At 75.3% G+C, this 23027-nt stretch carries 24 protein-coding genes; 17 read left to right on the forward strand and 7 right to left on the reverse strand.

Going from position 1 to position 23027, the window contains the following annotated elements; all coding sequences use genetic code 11:
- Window positions 1–25: 25 nt before the first annotated feature.
- Complete coding sequence (locus ACZ466_RS42615) at window positions 26–916, forward strand: alpha/beta hydrolase (RefSeq protein WP_378282370.1); 891 nt, start codon at window positions 26–28, stop codon at window positions 914–916.
- Here ACZ466_RS42615 and ACZ466_RS42620 read toward each other — a convergent pair.
- Window positions 872–1855 carry a LysR substrate-binding domain-containing protein gene (locus ACZ466_RS42620; RefSeq protein ID WP_378282369.1) on the reverse strand — a complete coding sequence of 328 codons (984 nt, stop codon included), beginning with the start codon at window positions 1853–1855 and terminating at the stop codon, window positions 872–874. The genes ACZ466_RS42615 and ACZ466_RS42620 overlap by 45 nt on opposite strands.
- 129 nt (window positions 1856–1984) lie before the next feature.
- Here ACZ466_RS42620 and ACZ466_RS42625 point away from each other — a divergent pair, with 129 nt between their 5' ends.
- The 8 genes from ACZ466_RS42625 to ACZ466_RS42660 are packed head-to-tail and all read left to right on the forward strand — an operon-like array spanning window position 1985 to window position 9961.
- Complete coding sequence (locus ACZ466_RS42625) at window positions 1985–3433, forward strand: 2-hydroxymuconic semialdehyde dehydrogenase (protein ID WP_378282368.1); 1449 nt, start codon at window positions 1985–1987, stop codon at window positions 3431–3433.
- A 7-nt stretch (window positions 3434–3440) separates the two neighbouring features.
- Window positions 3441–4232, forward strand: a complete 792-nt coding sequence (locus tag ACZ466_RS42630; RefSeq protein ID WP_378282367.1) for a 2-keto-4-pentenoate hydratase — start codon at window positions 3441–3443, stop codon at window positions 4230–4232.
- Window positions 4229–5014, forward strand: coding sequence for a 2-keto-4-pentenoate hydratase (locus ACZ466_RS42635; RefSeq protein WP_464041903.1), 786 nt, complete (start codon window positions 4229–4231; stop codon window positions 5012–5014). The genes ACZ466_RS42630 and ACZ466_RS42635 overlap by 4 nt, the downstream gene beginning before the upstream one ends.
- On the forward strand, window positions 5011–5487 hold the full coding sequence (locus tag ACZ466_RS42640) for a RidA family protein (RefSeq protein WP_378282365.1): 477 nt from the start codon (window positions 5011–5013) through the stop codon (window positions 5485–5487). Before ACZ466_RS42635 ends, ACZ466_RS42640 begins: the two co-directional genes overlap by 4 nt.
- The gene (locus ACZ466_RS42645; protein ID WP_378282364.1) at window positions 5484–6056 is read left to right on the forward strand and encodes a 3-hydroxyanthranilate 3,4-dioxygenase; all 573 of its coding nucleotides are present in this window, start codon (window positions 5484–5486) and stop codon (window positions 6054–6056) included. Before ACZ466_RS42640 ends, ACZ466_RS42645 begins: the two co-directional genes overlap by 4 nt.
- Window positions 6053–7069, forward strand: coding sequence for an amidohydrolase family protein (locus ACZ466_RS42650; protein WP_378282363.1), 1017 nt, complete (start codon window positions 6053–6055; stop codon window positions 7067–7069). The genes ACZ466_RS42645 and ACZ466_RS42650 overlap by 4 nt, the downstream gene beginning before the upstream one ends.
- Window positions 7066–8376 (forward strand): kynureninase, encoded by a 1311-nt coding sequence (gene kynU, locus ACZ466_RS42655; protein WP_378282362.1) that lies wholly within the window; start codon window positions 7066–7068, stop codon window positions 8374–8376. The genes ACZ466_RS42650 and kynU overlap by 4 nt, the downstream gene beginning before the upstream one ends.
- A gap of 52 nt (window positions 8377–8428) precedes the next feature.
- Complete coding sequence (locus tag ACZ466_RS42660) at window positions 8429–9961, forward strand: PucR family transcriptional regulator (RefSeq protein WP_378282361.1); 1533 nt, start codon at window positions 8429–8431, stop codon at window positions 9959–9961.
- Here ACZ466_RS42660 and ACZ466_RS42665 read toward each other — a convergent pair.
- Window positions 9928–10293, reverse strand: coding sequence for a hypothetical protein (locus ACZ466_RS42665; RefSeq protein ID WP_378282360.1), 366 nt, complete (start codon window positions 10291–10293; stop codon window positions 9928–9930). The genes ACZ466_RS42660 and ACZ466_RS42665 overlap by 34 nt on opposite strands.
- A 175-nt stretch (window positions 10294–10468) precedes the next feature.
- On the opposite strand from ACZ466_RS42665, the gene ACZ466_RS42670 reads away from it, so the two are divergent.
- Entirely contained in the window at window positions 10469–11671 is a 1203-nt protein-coding gene (locus ACZ466_RS42670) for a sensor histidine kinase (protein ID WP_378282359.1), read from the forward strand.
- The gene (locus ACZ466_RS42675) at window positions 11668–12315 is read left to right on the forward strand and encodes a response regulator (protein ID WP_378282358.1); all 648 of its coding nucleotides are present in this window, start codon (window positions 11668–11670) and stop codon (window positions 12313–12315) included. Before ACZ466_RS42670 ends, ACZ466_RS42675 begins: the two co-directional genes overlap by 4 nt.
- Window positions 12316–12338: 23 nt before the next feature.
- On the opposite strand, the gene ACZ466_RS42680 is transcribed toward ACZ466_RS42675, so the two are convergent.
- The 3 genes from ACZ466_RS42680 to ACZ466_RS42690 all read right to left on the reverse strand — a co-directional run bounded on the left by ACZ466_RS42680 (window position 12339) and on the right by ACZ466_RS42690 (window position 14969).
- Window positions 12339–12872: a luciferase domain-containing protein gene (locus tag ACZ466_RS42680; protein ID WP_378282357.1), complete on the reverse strand. Its 534-nt coding sequence runs from the start codon at window positions 12870–12872 to the stop codon at window positions 12339–12341.
- 190 nt (window positions 12873–13062) lie between these two features.
- Window positions 13063–13749, reverse strand: a complete 687-nt coding sequence (locus ACZ466_RS42685; protein ID WP_378282356.1) for a TetR/AcrR family transcriptional regulator — start codon at window positions 13747–13749, stop codon at window positions 13063–13065.
- Window positions 13746–14969, reverse strand: coding sequence for an acyl-CoA dehydrogenase family protein (locus ACZ466_RS42690; protein WP_378282355.1), 1224 nt, complete (start codon window positions 14967–14969; stop codon window positions 13746–13748). The genes ACZ466_RS42685 and ACZ466_RS42690 overlap by 4 nt, the downstream gene beginning before the upstream one ends.
- A 47-nt stretch (window positions 14970–15016) precedes the next feature.
- Here ACZ466_RS42690 and ACZ466_RS42695 point away from each other — a divergent pair, with 47 nt between their 5' ends.
- Together ACZ466_RS42695 and ACZ466_RS42700 are read left to right on the forward strand one after the other, a co-directional pair.
- A complete protein-coding gene (locus ACZ466_RS42695; protein WP_378282354.1) occupies window positions 15017–15763 on the forward strand; it encodes an SDR family oxidoreductase in 747 nt (248 codons plus the stop codon).
- A gap of 46 nt (window positions 15764–15809) precedes the next feature.
- Window positions 15810–16766, forward strand: coding sequence for a quinone oxidoreductase family protein (locus ACZ466_RS42700; protein ID WP_378282353.1), 957 nt, complete (start codon window positions 15810–15812; stop codon window positions 16764–16766).
- A 54-nt stretch (window positions 16767–16820) separates the two neighbouring features.
- Here the strand turns inward: ACZ466_RS42700 and ACZ466_RS42705 are convergent, their stop codons facing one another.
- Window positions 16821–17501, reverse strand: coding sequence for a response regulator (locus tag ACZ466_RS42705; protein ID WP_378282352.1), 681 nt, complete (start codon window positions 17499–17501; stop codon window positions 16821–16823).
- Window positions 17502–17542: 41 nt separating this feature from the next.
- On the reverse strand, window positions 17543–18841 hold the full coding sequence (locus ACZ466_RS42710; RefSeq protein WP_378282351.1) for a sensor histidine kinase: 1299 nt from the start codon (window positions 18839–18841) through the stop codon (window positions 17543–17545).
- A 310-nt stretch (window positions 18842–19151) separates the two neighbouring features.
- On the opposite strand from ACZ466_RS42710, the gene ACZ466_RS42715 reads away from it, so the two are divergent.
- Genes ACZ466_RS42715 through ACZ466_RS42730 form a run of 4 tightly spaced genes read left to right on the forward strand, consistent with a single transcriptional unit; the run spans window position 19152 to window position 23012 of the window.
- Window positions 19152–19979 carry an ABC transporter permease gene (locus ACZ466_RS42715; RefSeq protein WP_378282350.1) on the forward strand — a complete coding sequence of 276 codons (828 nt, stop codon included), beginning with the start codon at window positions 19152–19154 and terminating at the stop codon, window positions 19977–19979.
- Complete coding sequence (locus tag ACZ466_RS42720; protein WP_378282349.1) at window positions 19955–20719, forward strand: ABC transporter ATP-binding protein; 765 nt, start codon at window positions 19955–19957, stop codon at window positions 20717–20719. Before ACZ466_RS42715 ends, ACZ466_RS42720 begins: the two co-directional genes overlap by 25 nt.
- A gap of 41 nt (window positions 20720–20760) precedes the next feature.
- Complete coding sequence (locus ACZ466_RS42725) at window positions 20761–21777, forward strand: ABC transporter substrate-binding protein (RefSeq protein WP_378282348.1); 1017 nt, start codon at window positions 20761–20763, stop codon at window positions 21775–21777.
- Complete coding sequence (locus ACZ466_RS42730; protein ID WP_378282347.1) at window positions 21774–23012, forward strand: LLM class flavin-dependent oxidoreductase; 1239 nt, start codon at window positions 21774–21776, stop codon at window positions 23010–23012. Before ACZ466_RS42725 ends, ACZ466_RS42730 begins: the two co-directional genes overlap by 4 nt.
- Window positions 23013–23027 lie beyond the last annotated feature (15 nt).

The following is a 23027-nucleotide window of genomic DNA, read 5'->3' on the forward strand; positions in this document are numbered from 1 at the left end:
GGCGGAGGCGGAAGGCGGGAGGGCGATGGATCTCAACGAACGGGATATCGACGACTGGCCCGGGCACGGGCTCACCGACGCGGAGCTGGACGCGGCTTACAACGTGCGGGCCCTGGCGGGCGAGGAGCGGTTCGGGCACCTCATGGCGCGCTACCGCGCGATGTCCGATGCGGCGGTCGAAGGGCTGCCCGGGCATCCGGGGATCGTCTACGACGAGACCGGCGGGGAGCGCCTGGACGTCTGGGGCCCCGGGCGGGACGGCGAGGCGCGGCCGGTGTTCGTCTTCCTCCACGGCGGCTACTGGCGGGCGCTGTCGCGCGCGGACTCGGCGTTCATGGCCCGGACGCTGCACCGCAACGGGGTGGCGACGGTCGTTCCCGACTACACCCTCGCGCCCGCGGCGACGCTGGAGGAGATCGTCCGGCAGGTGCGGGCCGCGGTCGCCTGGGTGCACCGGCACGGCCGCGCGCACGGCCTCGACCCCGGGCGCGTGGTCGTGGGCGGCAGCTCGGCCGGCGGGCACCTGACGGCGATGACCATGCTGGACGGCTGGCAGGCGGAGTTCGGCCTGCCCGGCGACGCGGTCAGGGCGGCGATGCCGTTCAGCGGGCTGTTCGACCTCCGGCCGCTGACACGGGTCTACGTCAACGAGTGGCTGGGCCTGGACGTGCGGCGCGCCGCCGCGCTCAGCCCGGAGCTGCTGCCGGCCGGGCGCAGCCTCCCCGCCGTGGTCGCGGTCGCCGAGCACGACGGGCCCGGCTTCCTGCAGCAGTCGCGCCGCTTCGCCCGGCACTGGGGCCGCGCGGCCGAGCTGATGGTCGTCCCGGACCGGGACCACTTCGACGTGGTGCTCGACCTCGCCGACGAGCGCTCAGCGGTGAGCCGGGCCCTGCTCGCCCTCGTCCACTCGCTCTGAGCCCTCCGCGAGCCGCGCCGAGAGGCCGGCGGCCTCCCGGCGGAGGTGGTCGAGCATCAGCCGCGCCGAGGGCGTCGGCGGGCGGCGCGCGGGCAGCGTGACGCCGACCCGCCGCCGTACCGGGTCCAGCGGCACCGGCAGCGGCGCGATCCCGTCGCCGGCCCGGGCCACGAGCTCGGGCATCGCCGCGATCGCGTCGGTGTCGCGCACCAGCGTCCGCACGGTCAGGATCGAGGTGCACTCGACCAGGTCGGCGGGCAGCGGCAGCCCCTGGTCCCGGAAGACCTCCTCCAGTTCCTGCCGCAGCGCCGTGCGCTGCAGCGGCAGCACCCACGGGTAGCCGAGCAGGTCGGCCAGGCCCGGATCCGGCCGGGACCGGACGGGGTGGCCGGCCCGCGCGACCAGCCGCACCGGCTCGCTGTAGAGGCCGATCTGGCGCAGCTCCGGGGTGCCGCCGATCGGGTTGAGACGGCCCAGGATGAGATCGATCTCGCCGTCCATCAGCCGCGGGACCTGGGCGTCGAACGTGGCCTCCTGGACGATCACGGTGATCCGCGGCCGGTCCCGCTTGAGCGCCGCGATCGCCCGCGGCAGCAGCACGTTGGACCCGGCCAGCAGGGTGCCGATGGTGACGGTGCCGACCTCGCCGTCGGCCAGCCCGGTGATCCGCTCGCCGGCCCGGCGCAGCTCGGCCAGCACCGCGCGGGCGTGCTCGACGAACGCCTCCCCGAACAGCGTCGGCGTCATCCCGCGCGGCCCCCGCGCGAAGAGCTCGACGCCGAGGATCTGCTCGACCTCCCGCAGGCTGCGGGTGACCGCGGGCTGGGCCAGCCGCAGGTGCTCGGCGGCGCGCAGCACGCTGCCCTGGTCGGCGACGGCCACCACCAGGACCAGGTGGCGGAGCTTGAGCCGCCCGTTGAGCAGGTCGATCGGCCGCATGGCCGCACCCTATAACGACTTTGCGATATCTCTGATGGCAGGAGGTATTGGACAGGTATAGCGCACGGGATGAAGATGATCGTACGGGCGGCGAGCGGACGAGAGAGGACGTGGCGTGGTGAGGGGTTCATGAAGCCGGCCCACTACGTCGGCGGGGCCTTCCTCGCGGAGGAGCCCGGCGCGGAGACCTTCGCGCTGCTCGACCCGTGCGACGGCAGCGAGCGCGGGCGCGTCCCCGAGGCCGCCCGGGAGACCGTCGACGCCGCCGTCCGGGCCGCGCGCGGCGCGCTGGAGGGCGCTTGGGGCGCGACCGGCGACACCGGGCGGGCCGCCGCGCTGCGCCGGATCGCCGACGGCGTCGAGGCGCGGTTCGAGGAGTTCGTCGACGCCGAGACCGCCGACACCGGCAAGCCGCGCGAGCTGGCCGCCACCGTCGACGTCCCGCGCGCCGCCGGCAACTTCCGCGCCTACGCCGACCTGCTGTACGGGCGGCCCGAGCGCGCGTACACCACCGAGATCCCCGGCTGGTCCGCGGGCGCGGGCGGCCGGGCGCTCAACTACACCGTCCGCCGCCCGCTCGGCGTCGTCGCGGTCGTCTCCCCGTGGAACCTGCCGCTGCTCCTGCTGACCTGGAAGGTCGCCCCGGCGCTGGCCGCCGGCAACGCGGTGGTCGCCAAGCCCTCGGAGGAGACCCCCTCCACCGCCACCCTGCTCGCCTCGGTGATCGACGAGGCCGGGCTGCCCGCCGGGGCGTTCAACCTCGTGCACGGGCACGGCGCGGGCGCGGCGGGGGAGTTCCTCACCGGGCACCCGGGGGTGGACGCGATCGCGTTCACCGGCGAGTCGGCGACCGGTGCCGCGATCATGCGCAACGCCGCCGACCACGTCACGCCCGTCTCGTTCGAGCTCGGCGGCAAGAACCCCGCGCTGGTGTTCGCCGACGCCGACCTGGCGGGCGCCGTGGACGGCACGGCCCGGTCCTCCTTCACCCACTCCGGCCAGATCTGCCTGTGCACCGAGCGCGTGTACGTGCAGCGCCCGGTCTTCGAGGAGTTCGTGGCGGCGCTGGGCGAGCGGGCCCGCGCCCTCGCCGGCTACGGCCCGATGATCTCGGCGGAGCACCGCGACAAGGTGCTGTCGTACTACCGGCTGGCCCGGGAGGAGGGCGCCGCGGTCGTCGCGGGCGGCGGCGCGCCGCGGTTCGGCGACGCCCGCGACGGCGGCTTCTACGTGGAGCCGACCGTGCTCACCGGGCTGCCGGAGACCGCCCGCACCGTCCGCGAGGAGATCTTCGGGCCGGTCTGCCACGTCGCCCCCTTCGACACCGAGGAGGAGGCGGTGCGGCTGGCCAACGACAGCCCGTACGGCCTGGCCGCCACCCTGTGGACCACCGACCTGTCGAGGGCGCACCGGGTGGCGCCGCGCGTGCGGACCGGCATCGTGTGGGTGAACTGCTGGAACCTGCGCGACCTGCGGACCCCGTTCGGCGGGGTCAAGGCGTCCGGGATCGGGCGCGAGGGCGGGGAGTACTCCCTGGACTTCTTCTCCGAGCCCGTCAACATCTGCGTCCAGATCTGAGAGGCACATGGCCATCGAGACCGCCGCCCGGCGCATCCTGGAGGCGTACGCGACCGGCGTCCCGTGCGCGCCCGTCCGCGACCTGATCGGCCCGGACGAGGCGTACGACGTGCAGCGGCACCTCGCCCGGCACTGGGCCGCCGAGGGCCGCCGCCCGGTCGGCCGCAAGATCGGGCTGACCTCGGCCGCCGTCCAGGCCCAGCTCGGCGTGGACAGCCCCGACTTCGGCACGCTCTACGCCGACATGGCGGTGCCCGACGGCGCCGAGATCCCCGCGGGCGCGGTGCTGCAGGGCCGGGCGGAGGCGGAGGTCGCGCTCGTCCTGGAGCGGGACCTGCCGCACGAGCGGCACACCGCCGCCGACCTGATCCGGGCGACCGCGTTCGCGCTCCCGGCGATCGAGGTGGCGGGCAGCCGGATCCGCGACTGGGACATCACGCTGGCCGACACCGTCGCCGACAACGCCTCGTCCGGGATGTTCGTGCTGGGCAACCGCCCCGTCCCGCTGGCGGAAGTGGACCTGCGGCTGTGCGGCATGGTGCTGGAGCGGCGCGGCGAGCAGCTGTCCACCGGCACCGGCGCAGCCTGCCTCGGCCACCCGCTGAACGCCGCGCTCTGGCTCGCCGACACCCTGGCCCGCGCCGGTGACCCGCTGCGCGCCGGCGACATCGTGCTGACCGGCGCGCTCGGCCCGATGGTCCCGGCGGTCCCGGGCGAGGTGCTGGAGGCGCGCATCGAAGGGCTCGGCGACGTCCGCGTCGCCTTCGCCGAGGACCGCGAGAGCGGGGAGGACGCGTGAGCGAGCGGCAGGCGGCGGGCGGCGCGGCGGACGTGGACGCCGGCGCGCTGGCCGAGACGCTGGAGCGGGCCAGGGCGGAGGCCCGCGCGATCCCGCGCCTGACCGACGGCGCCGACCTGGACGTGGACACCGCCTACCGGGTGCAGCGCGCCGGGATCGATCTGCGGCTGGCCGGCGGCGAACGGCTCGCCGGGGTCAAGATGGGCTTCACCAGCCGCGCCAAGATGGTCCAGATGGGCGTGGACGACGTCATCTGGGGGCTGCTGACCGACGCCATGCTGGTCGAGTCGGCGGTGGACGCCGGGCGGCTGATCCACCCGCGGATCGAGCCGGAGATCGCCTACCTGATCGGCCGCCCGGTGCGCTCCGCGGCCGACGTGGACGCCGCCGTCGCCGGTGTCGCGGTCGGCTTCGAGGTGCTCGACTCGCGCTACCGGGACTTCTCGTTCACGCTCCCCGACGTGGTCGCCGACAACGCCTCGGCGTCCGGCTACGGCGTCGGCGCCTGGCACGACCCGAGCCGCGTCGGGAGCACGGCCAACCTCGGGATGCTGATGGAGATCGACGGCCGGGCCGTGCAGACCGGCTCGTCGGCCGCGATCCTCGGCGACCCGGCGCGGTCGCTGCGCGCCGCCGCCCGGCTCGCCGAGGAGGCCGGGATCGTGCTGGAGCCGGGCTGGGTGGTGCTGGCGGGCGCCGCGACGGCGGCCGTGCCGCTGCCCGCGGGCGCCCACGTCAGGGTGACGGCCTCCCGGCTGGGCTCGGTGGAGGTGACGACATGACCGGCGACATCACCGGCGACATGACCGGCGGCCGCCGGGACGCGCTGCTGGTCGAGGGGAAGGCCAGGCCCCGGGGACGGTTCCCGCACGTGAAGCGGGCCGGCGACCTGCTCTTCGTGTCCGGCACCAGCTCGCGCCGCCCCGACGGCACCTTCGCCGGCGCGTCGGCCGACCCCATGGGCGTGACCGACCTGGACATCCGCGAGCAGACCCGCGCCGTCATCGAGAACGTCCGGGACCTCCTGCGGGCCGCCGGCGGCGATCTGGACGACCTGGTCAGCGTGACGGCCTACCTGGTCAGCATGAACGACTTCGGCGGCTACAACGAGGTCTACGGCGAGTACTTCGACGAGACCGGCCCGGCCCGCACCACCGTGGCCGTCCACCAGCTCCCCCACCCGCACCTGCTCATCGAGATCGCCTGCGTGGCGCACATTCCGGGCGAGCCAACGAAAGGGGCCGGATCGCCATGAGCCTGCCGAAGCTGTCCTTCGGGCGCTCCTTCAACCTCTCCCGCTGGGTCGACGAGCACCGCGACCTGCTCAGGCCGCCGGTCGGCAACGTCCAGGTGTGGAAGGACGCCGGCATGATCGTCATGGTGGTCGGCGGCCCCAACCAGCGCACCGACTTCCACGACGACCCGATCGAGGAGTTCTTCTACCAGCTCGAAGGCAACATGGTGCTGCGCGTCATGGAGGAGGAGGGCAGGCCGCCGGTCGACGTGCAGATCAACGAGGGCGACGTCTTCCTGCTGCCGCCGCACGTGCGGCACTCCCCGCAGCGGCCCGAGCCGGGCAGCATCGGCCTGGTCGTGGAGATCGCCCGGCCCGAGGGGACGCGCGAGGCGTTCGAGTGGTACTGCCTCGAATGCCACCACCGCGTGCACCGCGCCGAGCTGCACGTGGGCTCCATCGTGGACGACCTGCCGCCGGTCTTCCAGAGCTTCTACGACGGCGACCGCACGTGCGGGAACTGCGGCGCGGTCCACCCCGGCAAGGAGTGGCCCGAGCAGGCCCGCCCCAGGACGCGGGCCCGCGCGTGAACCGGCCCGTCGTCGACGTGCACGCGCACGTCTTCCCCCGGATCTCCCGCGCCGAGGCGCGGGTGCTCGCCGGCGCCGGCGAGCCGTGGCTGCGGGAGGGCGGCGACGGCGCCGGCATGATGATGAGCGGCGACGCCGAGTACCGGCCGGTCCGCGCCGAGCTGTGGGACGCCGCCGCGCGGGTCGCCGCGATGGACCGCTCCGGCGTGGACGTGCAGGCGGTCTCCTCCACCCCGCTGATGTTCGGGTACGAGGCCGACCCCGCCCGCGCCGCCGACTGGTGCGAGCTGGTCAACCAGCGGATCCTGGAGTACTGCGCGCAGGCCCCCGGCCGGCTGCTGCCGCTGTGCCAGGTTCCGCTGCAGGACGCCGAGCTGGCGTGCGCGGCGGTCACCAAGGCGGCGGCGGCCGGGCACCGCGGCGTCCACATCGGCAACCACGTCGGCTCCCGCTACCCCGACGACCCGGGCGTCGTGGAGTTCCTGGCGCACTGCGCCGCCGAGGGCGTGCCGGTGCTGGTCCACCCGTGGGACATGCTCGGCGGCGACCGGATGGGCGGCCGGTACATGCTGCCGTGGCTGGTCGGGATGGCCGCCGAGACCCAGCTGTCGATCCTGTCGCTGATCCTGTCCGGCGCGTTCGAACGGCTGCCCGCCTCGCTGCGGCTGTGCTTCTGCCACGGCGGCGGGTCGTTCGCCTACCTGCTCGGGCGGGCCGACAACGCCTGGCGCAACCGCGACATCGTGCGCCGCGACTCGCCGCGTCCGCCGTCGGCCTACACCGACCGGTTCCACGTCGACTCGGCCGTGTTCGACCCGCGCGCGCTGCGGCTGCTGGTGGAGGTCATGGGCGCGGAGCGGGTGATGCTCGGCACCGACTTCCCGTTCCCGCTGGGCGAGCTCGAGCCGGGCGCGACGGTCCGGGCGTGCGAGCAGCTGAGCGAGCGGGAGTGCGCGGCGATCCTCGGCGGGAACGCCCGCCGCTTCTTCGACATCGAGGACGTGGAGGCGTGAACGGCGGCGTGAACGGCGGCGTGGACGACCGCCTGAACGACATGGAGGCCGAGGCCCTGCGGCTCGACGCGACCGACCCGCTGCCCGCGCTGCGCGGCGACTTCCACATCCCGCCCGCGCCGGGAGGCCCGTACGCCGAGTCCGCCTACTTCGCGGGCAACTCGCTCGGCCTCCAGCCCAGAAGCGCCGCCCGCTGGGTGAACGAGGAACTGGACGACTGGGCGCGGCTTGCCGTCGAGGGGCACACCCAGGGCCGCCGCCCCTGGGTCGACTACCACGAGCAGGCCCGCGAGCCCCTCGCCCGGCTGGTGGGAGGGCTGCCGCACGAGGTCGTGGCGATGAACTCGCTGACGGTCAACCTGCACCTGATGATGGCCAGCTTCTACCGGCCCGCCGGGGAACGCACCCGCATCGTCATCGAGGACACCGCGTTCCCCTCCGACTCCTACGCGGTGCGCAGCCAGGCCGTCCACCACGGGCTCGACCCCGAGCGGACCGTCGTGCGCCTGCGCCCGCGTCCCGGCGAGGAGCATCTGCGCACCGGCGACGTCCTCGGCTACCTCGAACGTGAGGGACGGCACGTCGCCCTGCTCATGCTCGGCGGCGTCAACTACCTGACCGGCCAGCTCATGGACATGCCGGCCATCACCGAGGCGGGCCGCGCCGCCGGCGCCGCGGTCGGCTGGGACCTCGCGCACGCCGCGGGGAACGTCCCGCTGCGCCTGCACGACTGGGACGTGGACTTCGCCGCCTGGTGCTCCTACAAGTACCTCAACAGCGGACCGGGCGCGGTCGCCGGATGCTTCGTCCACGAGCGCCACGTGCGCGACCCCGCGGTGCCCAAGCTGGCGGGCTGGTGGGGCACAGACCCGGCGACCCGCTTCAGGATGGCGCCCGAGTTCAGCCCGCCCGCCACCGCCGACGCCTGGCAGCTGTCCAACCCGCCCATCCTGGCGCTGGCGCCCGTGCTGGCCTCGCTGGAGCTCTTCGACCGGGCCGGGATGGACGCGCTGCGCGCCAGGAGCGAGCGCCTCACCGCCTACCTGGCCGCGCGCCTGTCACGGGTCGCCGGGCTGGAGGTCGTCACGCCCGCCGACCCCGCGGCGCGCGGCTGCCAGCTGTCGGTCCGGGTGCCGGACGCGGCCGCGGTCGCCGGCCGGCTCGCCGCCGCGCACGGCGTCGTGGCCGATACCCGCGAACCCGATGTCGTCCGGCTCGCGCCGGTGCCGCTGTACTCTACGTTCCACGACTGCCACCGCGCCGGCACTGCCCTGAGGGCCGTGCTCGATCACCGGCCGGACGGCTGATACGTTCCCCGTATGTTGCTCCGGGGGCTGGATCGGCTCCCGAGGTGAGAAGATGGCGACGGAAACGGCACCGGCCGTCCTGCGCGTGGCGGACCTGCTGGCCCAGGGCGACCTGGCGCTCTCGCTGGTCGCGGGGCACGGCTCGCTCGGCCGCCGGATCAGGCGCGTGCGCGTCACCGACCTCCCCGGCCCCGGCGCCCAGGTGCGCGGCGGCGACCTGGTCCTGACCACCGGGCGGTGGTACCGCAGCCCCGCCGAGTGCGCGGCCTTCGCCGCCTCCCTGGCCGGACGCGGCGCGGCCGCGCTGGTGGTGGGCCCGGCGGCGCCGGACGGACCGCCCGTCTCCCTGGTCGTGGAGTGCGAGCGGCGCGGGCTGCCGCTCATCGCGGCCGCCGACGACCGCGCGTTCGCGGCCATCGCCGAACGGGTCGCCGAGGCGCACTCGCCCGCGGGACTGCGCCGCCGCCTGGCCGCGGCCGCGCACGGCGCCGGAGGGGTGCGCGGGGTGGTCCGCCTGCTGCGCGAGGAGACGGAGCTGGACTGCTGGGTGCTCTCCCCGCTGGCGACCGTCCTGGCCTCCGCCGGCGACCCGCCCGCCCGCGAGGACGTCGAGCGCGCCTGGCTGCACGCGACCGGCGCCGCGCCGCCGCCCGCCGCGGCCCTGGCCGTGCGCCCGATCCGCGGGGCGGACGGCGGCGTCCAGGGGCACCTGGTGTGCCCGGGCGGCGACGCCCCGGGCGCGGCGGGCGGGGAGAGGGCGATGCGGGCGGCCCTGCCCGTCCTCGGCGCCGAACTCGACCGGATCGACGCGGGGCGCCGCCGCGAGCAGCGCCGCGTCCGCGACCTGCTCGACGCCGCCGCCCGCGGCGCGGACCACGAGGCCGTCGCGGGAGGGCTCCGCTCGCTCGGCGCCGACCCGGGCGCGCCGACCGTGGCCGTCGCGGTCGCGCTCGACGCCGCGCTGCCCCGCGCCTGGATCGTCGGCGGCGCCCTGGCCCGCACGGCGGCACCCGACCGGGCCGGCCGGGTCCTGCTGTGCGAGCGCGACGACACGGTGATCGCGCTGGTCAACGGGCCGGCCGGCGCGGAGCGCGTCGAGGCGGCGCTGAGGGACGTGGCCGGCCGCTACCCGCTCGTCCTGCGGGGGCGCACCGTCGCCGCCGGGGTGAGCGAGGCGACGGGCGACGCCGGCGGCCTCGCCGCGGCGGTGGAGGCCGCGCGGCGCGTACTGCGGCACGCCCGCGACAGTGCCGGTCCGGTGACCGTCGTGCGCGAGGCCGACCTCGGCTCGCACCGGCTGCTGCTGGCCGTCCTCCCCGACGACGTGCGGCGCTCGTACCGGGAGCGGTTCATCGGACCGCTGGAGGACCACGACGCCCGGCACGGCTCGGAACTGGTCCGCACGCTCGACCTCTTCCTGGAGACGAGCGGGTCGTGGCAGCGCACGGCCGACCTCCTGCACGTCCACGTCAACACGCTGCGCTACCGCGTCCGGCGGATCGAGATGCTGACCGGGCGCAGCATGGGGTCGATGAGCGGCCGCGCCGACCTCTACCTCGCGCTGCGCTGCCCGCCGCCGTCCTGAACGGCCCGGGACGCCCCGCGGGTCAGCAGCAGGACGGCCATGACCGCGGCCGCCAGCACCCCCGCGAAGCTCGCGGCGCCCAGCTCGCCGCGCACCGCGTACGACGACACTGACGCCGTGAACACCCCGGTGCACATGGCGAAGGAGAAGGCCAGCGCCGGCACGGCGTGCCGCCGGGGGAGCGCGGCGGCCACCAGTAGCAGCCCGCACAGGATGAGGTCCGGCACGAGGAAGAGGTTGTCGCCGCGCCACGAGTCGTGCAGGAAGAGGAACGCGAACGTGCCCGTGCTGAGGATGACGGCGAGCACGCGGCCCGCGGTGATGAGCTCCATGCGTCCCATCTGAGCGGGCCGGGCGGCGCGGCGTATCCGCCCGCGGGCCGGAACGCCGCCGCCGCCCGGCCCGTCCTCGCCGGTCCGCCCGGACGGTGCGCGGCGGCCGGGTGGAGGAGGCGGCCTCCTGCTCGCGGCGGAGGGCGGGGCCGCGTGCCCGGCCTACGATCGGTACGTGTTCGCCGACCGGGTGGAGAACCTCGTCGGGCGCTGGTTCGCCCCGCTGCGCCTGGTGCTGGTCGCCGTGCTCGCGGCCGGGGACCTGGCCCTGATGCACCGTCCCGGGTCCGTCGGCGACTGGGCGGTGGTGCTGGCCGCGTACGGCGCGTACGCCGCCGCCGTCCGGCTCCCGATGCCCGCCGTGGCCGTGCTGTCGGTGCTGCTGGCCACCGCCGAGGTCGCCGCGTCCGCCGTCATCATGCCGGTGAAGGGGATGCTCGCGATCGCCCTGTTCGAGCTGGCCGTCCGCCGTCCGGCGCGCGAGCTGTCGGCGGGCGCGGCCGCTTTCGCGCTGGCGGTCGCCTGCGGCCGGATCGGCGACCCGGCCGCCGAGGTCGTGCCCGCGCTGTTCCGGGTCGCGGTCTTCGCCGCGGTGCTGCTGCTCGGCGGCGCCTACATCCGCTCGGTCCGCGCCGTCGCGCGGGAGGCCCGCGAGCGCGCCACCGAGCAGGAGCGGCGCCGGCTCGCCGAGACGCGCGCGGCCCGCGCCGCCGAGCGCACCGCCATCGCCCGCGAGCTGCACGACCTGGTCGCCCACCACGTGTCCTCGATGGTGCTGCGGGTCGGGGTGGCCCGGCACGTGCTGCCCGACTCCGGCCCGCGGGTCGGCGAGGTCCTGGACGACCTGCACGCCACCGGCACCGCGGCCCTGGCAGACCTCGGCCATCTGGTGGCGGTGCTGCGCGACCCGTCGACCGTCCACGACGACCAGCCGCCGGTCGAGCCCGCCGCCCTGCCGGCGGCGCTGGAGCGGGTGGTCGAGCAGGGGCGCCGCACCGGCCTGGCGGTGGAGGCGTCGGTCGACCCGGCCGTCGCCGGGCTGGACCCGGTCCGCGGCGTCACGGTGCTGCGCCTGGTGCAGGAGGGCCTGGCGAACGCCGCCAAGCACGCCGGTCCGGGCGCCCGTGTCCGGCTGACCGCACGGGTGGACCCGGACGCGGTACGGCTGATGATCCGCGACGGGGGAGGCGGCGGCCGCGACCGTCCCGCCTCCCCGCCCGGGTACGGGCTGGTCGGCATGCGCGAACGCGTCGGCCTGCTGGGCGGCACGCTGGAGGCGGGCCCGGCCGGCCCCGGCTGGGAGCTGTCCGCCGAGCTCCCCCTCGACGGGCGGCCGGACCCGCGGCCGGGGGCCGAGCGGCTGGAGGCGCGGCCGTGATCCGGGTCCTGGTGGCCGACGACCAGCACCTGGTGCGGGCCGGTCTGCGGATGCTCTGCGAGTCCGCCCCCGATCTGGAGGTCGTGGGCGAGGCCGCCGACGGCCACGAGGCGGTGGCGCAGGCGGAACGGGTCCTGCCCGACGTGATCCTCATGGACCTGCGGATGCCCGGCCTGGACGGCACCGCCGCCACCGAGCGGATCACGGCCGCCCGGCCCGCGGCGCGGGTGCTGGCGCTGACGACGTTCGGCGACGACGACCACCTGTACCCGGCGCTGGCCGCCGGGGCGTGCGGCTTCCTGGTCAAGAGCGCGCCGCCCGGGGAACTGCTGGAGGCGGTGCGCCGCGCCGCCGCCGGCGGCACCCCCTTCAGCCAGGAGGTGCTCGGACGGCTGGTGGACCGGGCCGTCCGCGCCCGCGACGAGTCCGCCCGCGTCCCCGACCCCGGCCCGCTCACGCCGCGGGAGCGGGACGTGCTGGCCCTGGTCGCCGCCGGGCTGTCCAACCAGGAGATCGCCGCGCGGCTGCATCTGGGCGTCACCACCGTGAAGACCCACATCGCCGCGCTGCTGTCCAAGACCGGCTGCCCGAACCGGATCCGGCTGGCCGTGTACGCCGTCCGCGCCGGGCTGGCCGGCGACTGACGGCCAGGCCAGGCCGGGCGGCGCTAGTCGGCGGGGCCCGCCAGGCCGTGGCGCGTGCCCTTGGGCAGCAGCGGGAACTGGCTCAGCGGCATGGGCGATCCGCCGCCCGCCGTGATGAGCGCGGCCAGGCGGTCCGGCGGCAGGCCGCCCGCCGCCAGGCTGCAGGGGGCCCGCAGCCGCACCGCGGCGGCCCGGGACGCGGTCCCGGCGGGCGTGCCCGCGACCGCCACACCGGCCTTGATCGCGACGCTGGCCAGCGACACGACCAGCGCCACGTCCGAGCCGGTGTCCAGCCGCACCGAGATCCACTCGCCGCCGGGCTGGATCGTGATCCGGCCCGAGTCGGCCAGCGCCGCGCCCATCCGGTCCACCACCGGGCGGGTCAGCCGCAGCTCGGCCTCCGCGCCGGTATGGAGATGGATGACCTGGACGCCCTTGGCGGCCAGGGCGACCCCTATGCCGCAGTCCGCCCGGACCTTGGAGACCCCCGGCCAGGCGCTGAGCCGGTCCGCGATGCGACCGGCATGGGAAGTCCCGCCACTTCCGTCGGCTGCCACAGCGTCATCGTTGCGCCGGTGAGGCGGCTTGCGGAACCGGTAGAGGCGGAATCGTTACGGGATGGTGCCGTGACCGTCTTGCGGACGGTCCGATGGCCCTCTGACCGACTGTCCTCAGGGGCTTCGGCACGGGCCACGCCCGGATCGCCGCGTTCGCCGCCGGGCCCGCCGCCCCGCTTCGCCGCCCGCCTCAGTCCTCGGCGCCGGGGGGCGGGAGGCGCTCCCCGGACCGCAGCCGGTCGAGGCCCAGCCAGATGAACTCGTAGGCCATCTGCTCGGCGCTCGCCCGCTCGGTGTCGGGATGCTCCAGCCACCACGACACCATCGACAGCATCGAGCCGTACATCAGCGGGACCAGCAGCCGCGCCCGCCGCTCGTTGACCGCCAGCGCGGCGGGCGACAGCGCGGGGTCGGCGCGGCGGCGCCGCAGCAGCAGGTCGGCGAACGCGGTGCCGAGCCGGTCGCGGAGCTCGCGCAGCTCCCGCAGCCCCAGCCCCACCTCGGGCTTGTCCAGGTGCCGGATCACCAGCGCCCAGGCGTCCGGCTCCTCGGTGGCGTAGTCGAACAGCACCCGCACCATGGCGCGGATGCCCTCGCCCGAGCCGCCCCGGGCGGGCACCGTCGCGTTGAGCCGCCCGGTCAGGTCGGTGACCACCGAGTCGGTGACCGCGGCGAACAGCTCCTCCTTGGACGCGAAGTGCTGGTAGAGCAGCGCCTTGGAGACCTGGGCGGCCGCCGCCACGTGCTCCATCTGGGTGAGGTGGTAGCCGCGCCGCCCGAACTCGCCCAGCGCCACCCTCAGCAGCTGCTCGCGGCGCTGGGCGTGCGGCATCCTGCGCCGCACACCCGGAACGGCCTCCCCCGTCTCACGCGTCATTTGCCGAGGTACTTACCCAGCTCGGCGCGCGCCACGGAACGCACGTGCACCTCGTCCGGCCCGTCGGCCAGCCGCAGCGTGCGCAGCCCGGCCCACATCGCGGCCAGCGGGGTGTCGTCGCTGACCCCGGCGGCGCCGTGCACCTGGATGGCCTTGTCGACCACGTCCAGCGCGACGCGGGGCGCGATCACCTTGATCGCCGCCACCTCGGAGCGGGCCGCCTTGACGCCCTGCTCGTCGATCAGCCAGGCGGTCTTGAGAGTGAGCAGCCGCGCCTGCTCGATCGCCATCCGCGACTCGGCGATCTGCTGCTGGACGACGCCCTGCCGGGCCAGCGGCTTGCCGAAGGCCACCCGCGAGGCGGCCCGCTCGCACGTCAGCTCCAAGGCCCGCTCGGCCATGCCGATGGCGCGCATGCAGTGGTGGATGCGGCCGGGGCCCAGGCGGGCCTGGGCGATGGCGAACCCGCCGCCCTCCTCGCCGACCAGGTTCTCCACCGGCACCCGCACCTCGTTGAGGTGGATCTCGCAGTGGCCGTGCTGGTCGGAGTAGCCGAACACGGGCAGCGGCCGGACGATCTCCACGCCCGGGGTGTCCAGCGGCACCAGCACCATCGACTGCTGCCGGTAGGGGTGGCCGTCCGGGTCGGTCTTGCCCATCAGGATCATGATCTTGCAGCGCGGGTCGGCGGAGCCGCTGATCCACCACTTGCGGCCGGTGATGACGTAGTGGTCGCCGTCGCGCTCGATCCGGGTGGAGATGTTGGTGGCGTCGGAGCTGGCCACGTCCGGCTCGGTCATCCCGAACGCGCTGCGGATCTCGCCGTTGAGCAGCGGGGTGAGCCACCGCTCCTTCTGCTCGGGCGTCCCGAACAGGTGCAGCACCTCCATGTTGCCGGTGTCGGGCGCGGCGCAGTTGATGGCCTCTGGGGCGAGGTTGGGGGAGCGGCCGGTGACCTCGGCCAGGCTGGCGTAGTCGGTGACCGACAGGCCGTGGGCGGGGTCCTGGCTGTCGGGGAGGAAGAGGTTCCACAGGCCGCGCTTGCGCGCCTCGACCTTGAGCTCCTCCACGATCGGGGGGACGGTGTGCTCCTGGCCGGCCGCGCGCAGCTCGCGCCGCTGCTCGGCGTAGAGCGGCTCGGCGGGGTACACGTGGGAGTCCATGAAGTCCTGCAGCCGGGCGAGGTAGTCCTGGGCCCGTTCGCTCAAACCGAAGTCCATTCGGCTATAGTAACTGACGAGTCAGTTACTTGGGGAAAGGCAGTCACATGGCGGCTTTCGACGGTGCGGGCAAGGTGGCGCTGATCACGGGCGGGTCCAACGGCATCGGCGCGGCGGTCGCCCGCCGGCTCGCCGCCGGCGGCGCGCGGCTGGTGCTCGCCGACATCGACGACGAGCGGGGCGGCGCGCTCGCCGAGGAGCTCGACGGCCGCTACGTCCGCTGCGACGTGCGCGAACCCGCCGACAGCCAGGCCGCCGTGACCGCCGCCGTCGAGGCGTTCGGCGGCCTGGACGTGGCCTTCCTCAACGCCGGGATCGTCGGCGGGGGCGACCTCGGCGAAGGCTTCGACCCCGACCTGTACCGCCGGGCCATGAGCATCAACCTCGACGGCGTCGTGTACGGCGTCCACGCAGCCCTCCCCGCCCTCCGCGCCCGCGGCGGCGGCGACATCATCGCCACCGCCAGCATGGCCGGCCTCACCGCCACCCCGTTCGACCCCGTCTACGGGGCGAACAAGGCCGCCGTCATCGGCCTCGTCCGCGCCCTCGGCCCCGCCTACGCGCCCGAGGCGATCCGCGTCAACGCGCTGTGCCCCTCGTTCGCCGACACCGCCATCCTCGGCGGCATGAAGGCCGAGCTGGAGGAGCGCGGGTTCCCCATCCTGGAGGTCGAGGACGTGGTAGGCGCGTTCATGGCCATCCTCGACGGGGAGGATTCCGGCGAGGCGTGGTTCGTCGTCCCCGGGCGCGAGCCGGGCCCGTTCAAGTTCCGCGGCGTCCCGGGTCCCCGCTGACCCTCGGGCCCGCCCCGATCCAGACCGTCCATCCGAGGGAGAGAGCGTGCGCGCGATCCAGATCACCGAGTTCGGCGGCCCCGAGGTGCTGAACGTCGCCGACCTGCCCGACCCGGTCGCCGGTCCCGGGCAGCTCCTGGTCGAGGTGTCCCGGGCCGGCGTCAACTTCGCCGACACCCACCAGGCCGAGGACAGCTACCTTTCCAAGACCGAGCTGCCGCTGGTGCCGGGCGGCGAGGTCGTCGGCCGCACCGCGGACGGGCGCCGCGTCGTCGCCCTCACCGGCAGCGGCGGGTACGCGGAGAAGGCCGTGGCCGCGGCGGGCATGGCCTGGGACGTCCCCGAGGCCGTCGACGACGTCACCGCCCTCGGCATGATCATCCAGGGCGCGTCCGCCTGGGTGCTGCTGCGCCGCAGCACCCACCTGGAGCCGGGGGAGACGGTCGTCGTGCACGCCGCCGCGGGCGGGGTCGGCACGCTGGCCGTCCAGATCGCCAAGGCCTGGGGGGCGGGCCGCGTCATCGCCACCGCCTCCTCCAAGGAGAAGCGCGAGCTGGCCCTGGAGCTCGGCGCCGACGTGGCGGTCGACCCCGCCGAGCCCGACCTGACGGCCGCCCTGATCGAGGCCAACGGCGGCAGGCGCGTGGACATCGTGCTGGAGATGACCGGCGGCCGGGTCACCGACCAGAGCCTGCGGGCGCTCGCCCCGTTCGGGCGGCTGGCCTTCTACGGGATGGCCTCCCGGGAGGCGCCCTCGCCCGTCCAGCCCGCCACCCTCCTGGCCCACTCCACCACCATCGCCGGGATGTGGCTGGCGCACGTCTTCCAGATGCCCGGCGACGTCATGGGCACCGCCCTCCGGGAGTTGTTCGGCCTGGTGGCCGACGGCCGGCTGCGGGTGGTCTCCGGCGGCGAGTACGGCCTGAGCGAGGCCCGCCGGGCCCACGAGGACCTGCGCGCCCGCCGCAGCACCGGCAAGCTCGTACTCGACCCCGCCCGCTGATGCGCCCCCGGCGGCGCGCCCGCGTCCCGGGCCCGCCGGGCGGGCCCGCCGGGGTCAGCCGCCGACCAGGCCGTTCTCGTAGGCGTACACGACCGCCTGGGTGCGGTCGCGCAGCGCCAGCTTGGTCAGCACATGGCCGACGTGGGTCTTGACCGTCTGCTCGGCCAGCACCAGCTCGGCCGCGATCTCGGCGTTGGACAGGCCCCGCGCGATCAGGCGCAGCACGTCCAGCTCGCGCGGGGTCAGCGACGAGGTCGCGCCCGGGCTGGGCCGCTGGTGGCGGCGGCGCCGGGCGAAGTCGCCGATCAGCCGCCGGGTGATGGACGGGGCCAGCAGCGCGTCCCCGGCGGCCACCACCCGCACCCCGTTGACCAGGTCGGCCGCCGAGGCGTCCTTGAGCAGGAACCCGCTGGCCCCCGAGCCCAGCGCCTCGTACACGTACTCGTCGAGGTCGAAGGTGGTCAGCACCAGCACCTTCGGCCTGATCCCGGCCGGGTCGACGTCGTCGCCGGGCGGCTCGCCGACCAGCTCGGCGGTCGCGGCCAGGCCGTCCATCTCCGGCATCCGGATGTCCATCACGATCACGTCCGGGTCCAGCTCGCGGGCCATCGCCACGGCCTCCAGGCCGTTGCCCGCCTGCCCGATCACCTCGATCTCCGGATCGGAGGACAGCAGCGCGGCCAGCCCGTCGCGGATCATCACCTGGTCGTCGGCGATAAGCACCCGAATCGTCACGACAGGAACACTAGCCGGGCCCGCTCACCGCTCCGGCGCGATCACTCCGAGTCGCCGTACGGCAGTTCGGCGACCACCGACCAGCCGCCCTCCGCGCGGGCCCCGGCGGTCAGGGCGCCGCCGAGCATCGCCACCCGCTCGTGCATGCCCACCAGGCCGTGCCCACCGCCGTGCGACTCCTCGGGGGTGGTGCGCGGGCCGTCGTCGGTGACGGCGACGTGCAGCCGGTCATGGCCGTACCGGATCTCGATCGCCACCCGGGCGCCGGGCGCGTACCGGGCCGCGTTGCTCAGCGACTCCTGCACGATCCGGAACGCCGACAGGTCAACCCCGACCGCCAGCGGCCGGGGCAGCCCGACCACGGTGACGCCGACCGCCAGCCCGGAGCGGCGGGCGGTGGCGACCAGGTCGTCCATCCGGTCCAGGCCCGGCTGCGGGGCGCGCTCGGCGCCCTCGTCGTCGGAGCGCAGCAGCCCCACCACCCGGCGGGTCTCGGTCAGCGCCTCGCGGGCGGCGTCGCGCACCACGCCGAAGGTGTGCCGGGCCGCGTCCGGCAGTTCGGGGATCTTGTACGGGGCCGCCTCCGCCTGCATGGCGATCACCGACATGTGGTGGGCGACCACGTCGTGCAGCTCGCGCGCGATCCGGGCGCGCTCCTCCAGCACCGCCTGGCGGGCCAGGTCCTGGCGGCGCAGCTCCTCCTGCTCGCGCAGGATCGCCTCGGCGGTGCGGCGCCCGCCGACCGCGTCGCCGAAGGCCAGCACCATCAGCACGATCCCGCCCAGGATCGCGCCGAACCAGCCCGGCATCCCGAACAGCACCGCGGGCCCGATCAGCCCCGCGATGGTGACGGCGCCGACGCCGACCAGCGTCTCGCGGTCGCAGGCGAGCGCGACGAAGAAGAGGATGACCAGGTGGGCCAGGAACGCGGTGACCGGCCACGGCCAGAAGGCCGTGTCGTGCACCAGCAGGGCCCCCGCCAGCAGCCCGCCGGCGGCGATCCGCCAGGCGGCCAGCGGCCGCCGCACCGCGAACAGCAGCGGGCCCGCCTGCAGCACGCCGAACAGCGCGCTGAGGCCCGGGGGCCGGCCGTCGACCTCGATCGGGATGGCGATGGAGCCCGCCGTGAACCCGATCGTCATGGCCAGCATGAGCAGCAGGATCGGCACGCGCAGCCACATCGGCGGCGGCAGCATGGTGGCCCGCGGGTCGTGCGGGCCCGGGATCAGCGCCGCGCGGACGCCCTGCACCAGGCGCACGTGGTCGTGCCGCGCCGGCTCGGGCCGGAGGGGGCCGTGGGGCGCGGGCTCGTCGCGCGGGGGAAGGGGAACATCGGTCATCGCACCTTGGAGCCTAAGGCGCGGCACCGACGGTCCGCCTGCCCCGGGGGAGGGAGATCGCGACCGGGCCCTGGGTAGCGGTCAATGTCCTACTTTATTAATATTCCCGATTGACTTAATAGGGATTTTGGTTCAGGGTGAAGATCGTGAGCCGCCCCGCCCATCCCGCAGCGCGCCTGCACGTCGTCCTCCGGCGGCAGGCCGGCTGCCTGTGTCGCCCCGCCTAGCGGGCGCCTCCCACGGCCCCGCACGCCGCGTCCCCTGAACGTACGCCGTCCCCCGAACGAACGCCGCGAAGGGCTCCTTCACCGTGTCCACCTCCTCCCTCGATCTGGCGCGCGCCCCCGCCCGGGCCCGCCCGAAGATCCTCTCCGTGCGCCTCCCGCGCTCCGCGCTGGCCCGCGCCGTCAGCCCGCTCGTCCTGCTGGTGCTGTGGCAGCTGGCCTCGTCCACCGGCCTGCTCTCCGAACGCCTCCTGGCGGCGCCCACCACGATCGCCGCCACCGGCGTGGACCTCCTCCGCGACGGCACGCTGCCCAGCGCGATCGGGGTCTCGGTGCAGCGCGCCGCGCTGGGCTTCCTCATCGGCGGCGTCGCCGGCGTCGGGCTGGCCGTGATCGCCGGGCTCAGCAGGCTCGGCGAGAACTCCGTCGACCCGCTGATGCAGATGCTGCGGGCACTGCCGCACTTCGGCCTGATCCCGCTGTTCATCCTGTGGTTCGGGATCGGCGAGACGCCCAAGGTCGCACTGGTCGCGCTCGGCGTCGCCTTCCCGCTCTACCTCAACACCTTCGCCGGGATCCGCGGCGTGGACGGCAAGCTCGCCGAGGTCGCGCACACGCTGCGGCTGGGCCGGTTCGCGCTGATCCGGCACATCGTGCTCCCGGGCGCGCTGCCGCAGGCCCTGGTCGGGCTGCGGCAGAGCCTGGGCATCGCCTGGCTGGCGCTCATCGTGGCCGAGCAGGTCAACGCCTCCTCCGGCCTCGGCTTCATGATCAACAACGCCCGCGAGTTCCTGCGCACCGACGTGGTCGTGCTGGGGCTGGTGGTGTACGCGGCGCTCGGCCTGATCACCGACGCGCTGGTCCGGCTGCTGGAGAGGAGGGCGCTGACATGGCGCAAGGACTTCCTGACGTGATCGCCGCCGGGACGCCCGGCCCGGCCCCCGCCGAGCCCGTCGCGACGGTGGAGGGGCTGACCCGGCGGTTCGGCGACCGGACGGTCCTGGACGGCATCGACCTGACCATCGAGCGCGGCGAGTTCGTCGCCCTGCTCGGCCGCAGCGGCTCGGGCAAGTCGACGCTGCTGCGCGCCCTGGCCGGCTTGGACCGTGACACCGAGTTCACCGAGGAGGGCGGCCTGACCGTCCGCGGCACCACCGCCGTGGCCTTCCAGGAGCCCCGCCTGGTGCCCTGGAAACGGGTCCGGGCCAACGTCGCGCTCGGCCTGGACGTCCCCGAGCCGCGGGCGGCCGCCGAGAAGGCGCTCGAGGAGGTCGGCCTGAGCGAGCGCGGCGGCGCCTGGCCCCTCACGCTGTCCGGCGGCGAGGCCCAGCGCGCCTCGCTCGCCCGCGCGCTCGTCCGCGAGCCCCGCCTGTTCCTGCTGGACGAGCCGTTCAGCGCCCTGGACGCCCTCACCCGCATCACCATGCACCGGCTCGTCCTGGACCTGTGGGAGCGGCACGGCCCCGGCATCCTCCTCGTCACCCACGACGTCGACGAGGCGCTGCTGCTGGCCGACCGGGTGCTCGTCCTGGACGGCGGCCGGATCGCGCACGAGTCGCGCGTCACGGTCCCCCGGCCCCGGCACCGCGACAACCCCGAGCTCACCGCGCTGCGGGACGTCCTCCTCGACCGCCTCGGCGTCACGCCCACCTGAGCACGCCCTCCCGAGTCCCCTCGAAGAGCGAGGAACCACCCATGACGATCGGAAGACTCCGCACGCTGCTGGCGGGCGTGGCCGCGCTCGTCCTCACCGCGTCGGCCGCCACCGGCTGCGGCGGCGGGGAGGACGCGCAGAACGCCGCGATCCGCCAGGACGGATCGGTCGACCTGTCCAAGGTCACGCTGCGGATCGGCGACCAGAAGGGCGGCCAGCAGGCCCTGCTCACCGCGGCCGGTGAACTGGGCAAGCTGCCGTACAAGGTCACCTGGAACCAGTTCACCTCCGGCCCGCCGCTGCTGGAGGCGGTCAACGCCGGGGCGCTGGACTTCGGCGCCGTCGGCAACACCCCGCCGGTGTTCGCCGCCGCCGCCGGATCCAAGATCAAGATCGCCGCGGCGGCCGACCTCGGGCTGACCGGCCAGGCCGTCCTGGTGCCCGGGAACTCGGCGATCAAAGCCCCGGCCGACCTCAAGGGCAAGCGGATCGGCGTGGCCAAGGGCAGCTCGGCCCACTACCACCTGCTGGCCGTCCTGAAGCGGGCCGGGCTCGGCTTCAAGGACATCCAGCCGCAGTACCTCGCGCCCCCCGACGCCCTCGCCGCCTTCAGCCAGGGCAGGCTGGACGCCTGGGCCGTCTGGGACCCCTACACCGCGCAGGGCCAGAGCCAGGCGGGCGCCCGCGTCCTCGTCGACGGCCGGGGCTACACCACCGGCTACAACCTCATCGTCGCCGCCGAGAAGGCCCTGGACGACAAGGCGAAGACGGCCGCGCTGCGCGACTACCTCGCCCGGCAGCGCCGCGCCCTGGTCTGGGCCGCCGAGCACCCGGAGAAGTGGGGCGAGGTCTGGGCCAAGGACACCGGGCTGCCGCTCCCGGTGGCCGTGCAGGCGGCCCGCCGCCGCGCCGCCAGCCTGATCAAGGTCGACGACGCGCTGGTGCGGCACGAGCAGCAGGTGGCCGACACCTTCCTCGGCGAGAAGCTGATCCCCGGGAAGGTCGAGATGGCCGAGTTCGTCGACCGCCGCTTCAACGACATCGAGGTGAGCCGATGACCGCGGGCGTCCCGCGCTTCCACTGGTTCCTGCCCACCACCGGCGACAGCCGCGCCCTGGTCGGCGGCGGGCACAGCGTCCCGGCGGGCGTCGGGCGCCCCGGCGACCGTCCCGGCAGCGCCGACCGGGTGCGCCCGCCGGACATCGACTACCTCGCCCAGATCGCCCGGTCCGCCGAGCAGCTCGGCTTCGAGGCGGTGCTGACCCCGACCGGCACCTGGTGCGAGGACGCCTGGCTGGTCACCGCGGCGCTGCTGCGCGAGACCTCCCGGCTGAAGTTCCTGGTGGCCTTCCGGCCGGGATTCGTCGCGCCGACGCTGGCCGCCCAGATGGCCGCCACCTACCAGCGGATCTCCGGCGGGCGGCTGCTGCTGAACGTGGTGACCGGCGGCGAGTCGGCCGAGCAGCGCCGCTTCGGCGACCACCTGCCGCACGCCGACCGGTACGCTCGCACCGGCGAGTTCCTGGAGATCGTCCGCGGCGCCTGGAGCGGCGAGCCGTTCGACTTCGAGGGCGAGCACTACCGCGTCGAGGGCGCCGTCGCGCCGCGCCCGCCCGACCCCCTCCCCGAGATCTACTTCGGCGGCTCCTCGCAGGCCGCGGGACCCGTCGCGGCCCGCCACGTCGACGTGTACCTGACCTGGGGCGAGCCGCCGGAGCAGGTGGCCGCGAAGATCGCCTGGATGCGCGGGCTGGCCGCCGCCGAGGGCCGCGAGCTGCGGTTCGGGATCCGGCTGCACACCATCAGCCGGGACACCTCCGAGGCGGCCTGGGGCGAGGCGCGGCGGCTGCTGGACGGCGTCGACCCGTCCCACGTCGAGCAGGCGCAGCAGGCCCTGGCCGCCAGCGACTCGGTCGGGCAGCGGCGGATGCGCGAGCTGCACGAGTCGTACCGCGCGGGCGCCCGGGGCCCGGCGCGCGACCTGGAGATCTACCCGAACCTGTGGGCCGGCGTCGGCCTGGTGCGGGGCGGCGCGGGCACCGCGCTGGTCGGCAGCCACACCGAGGTGGCCGAGCGCATCGAGGAGTACGCGGCGCTCGGCATCGAGGAGTTCATCATGTCGGGCTACCCGCACCTGGAGGAGGCCTACTGGTTCGCCGAAGGGGTGATCCCGGAGCTGCACCGGCGCGCCGCCGCCGCGTCCGCGGCGTCCGTCGTGTCCCCCGTGTCCGGAGAGCCCCGGCCCGCCGTCGCGGAGCGCCACGCCGAGGCCACCGCCGCCTCGACGGGTTAGACGCGCGTGGCGGAG

The organism is Actinomadura rugatobispora (assembly GCF_055379765.1).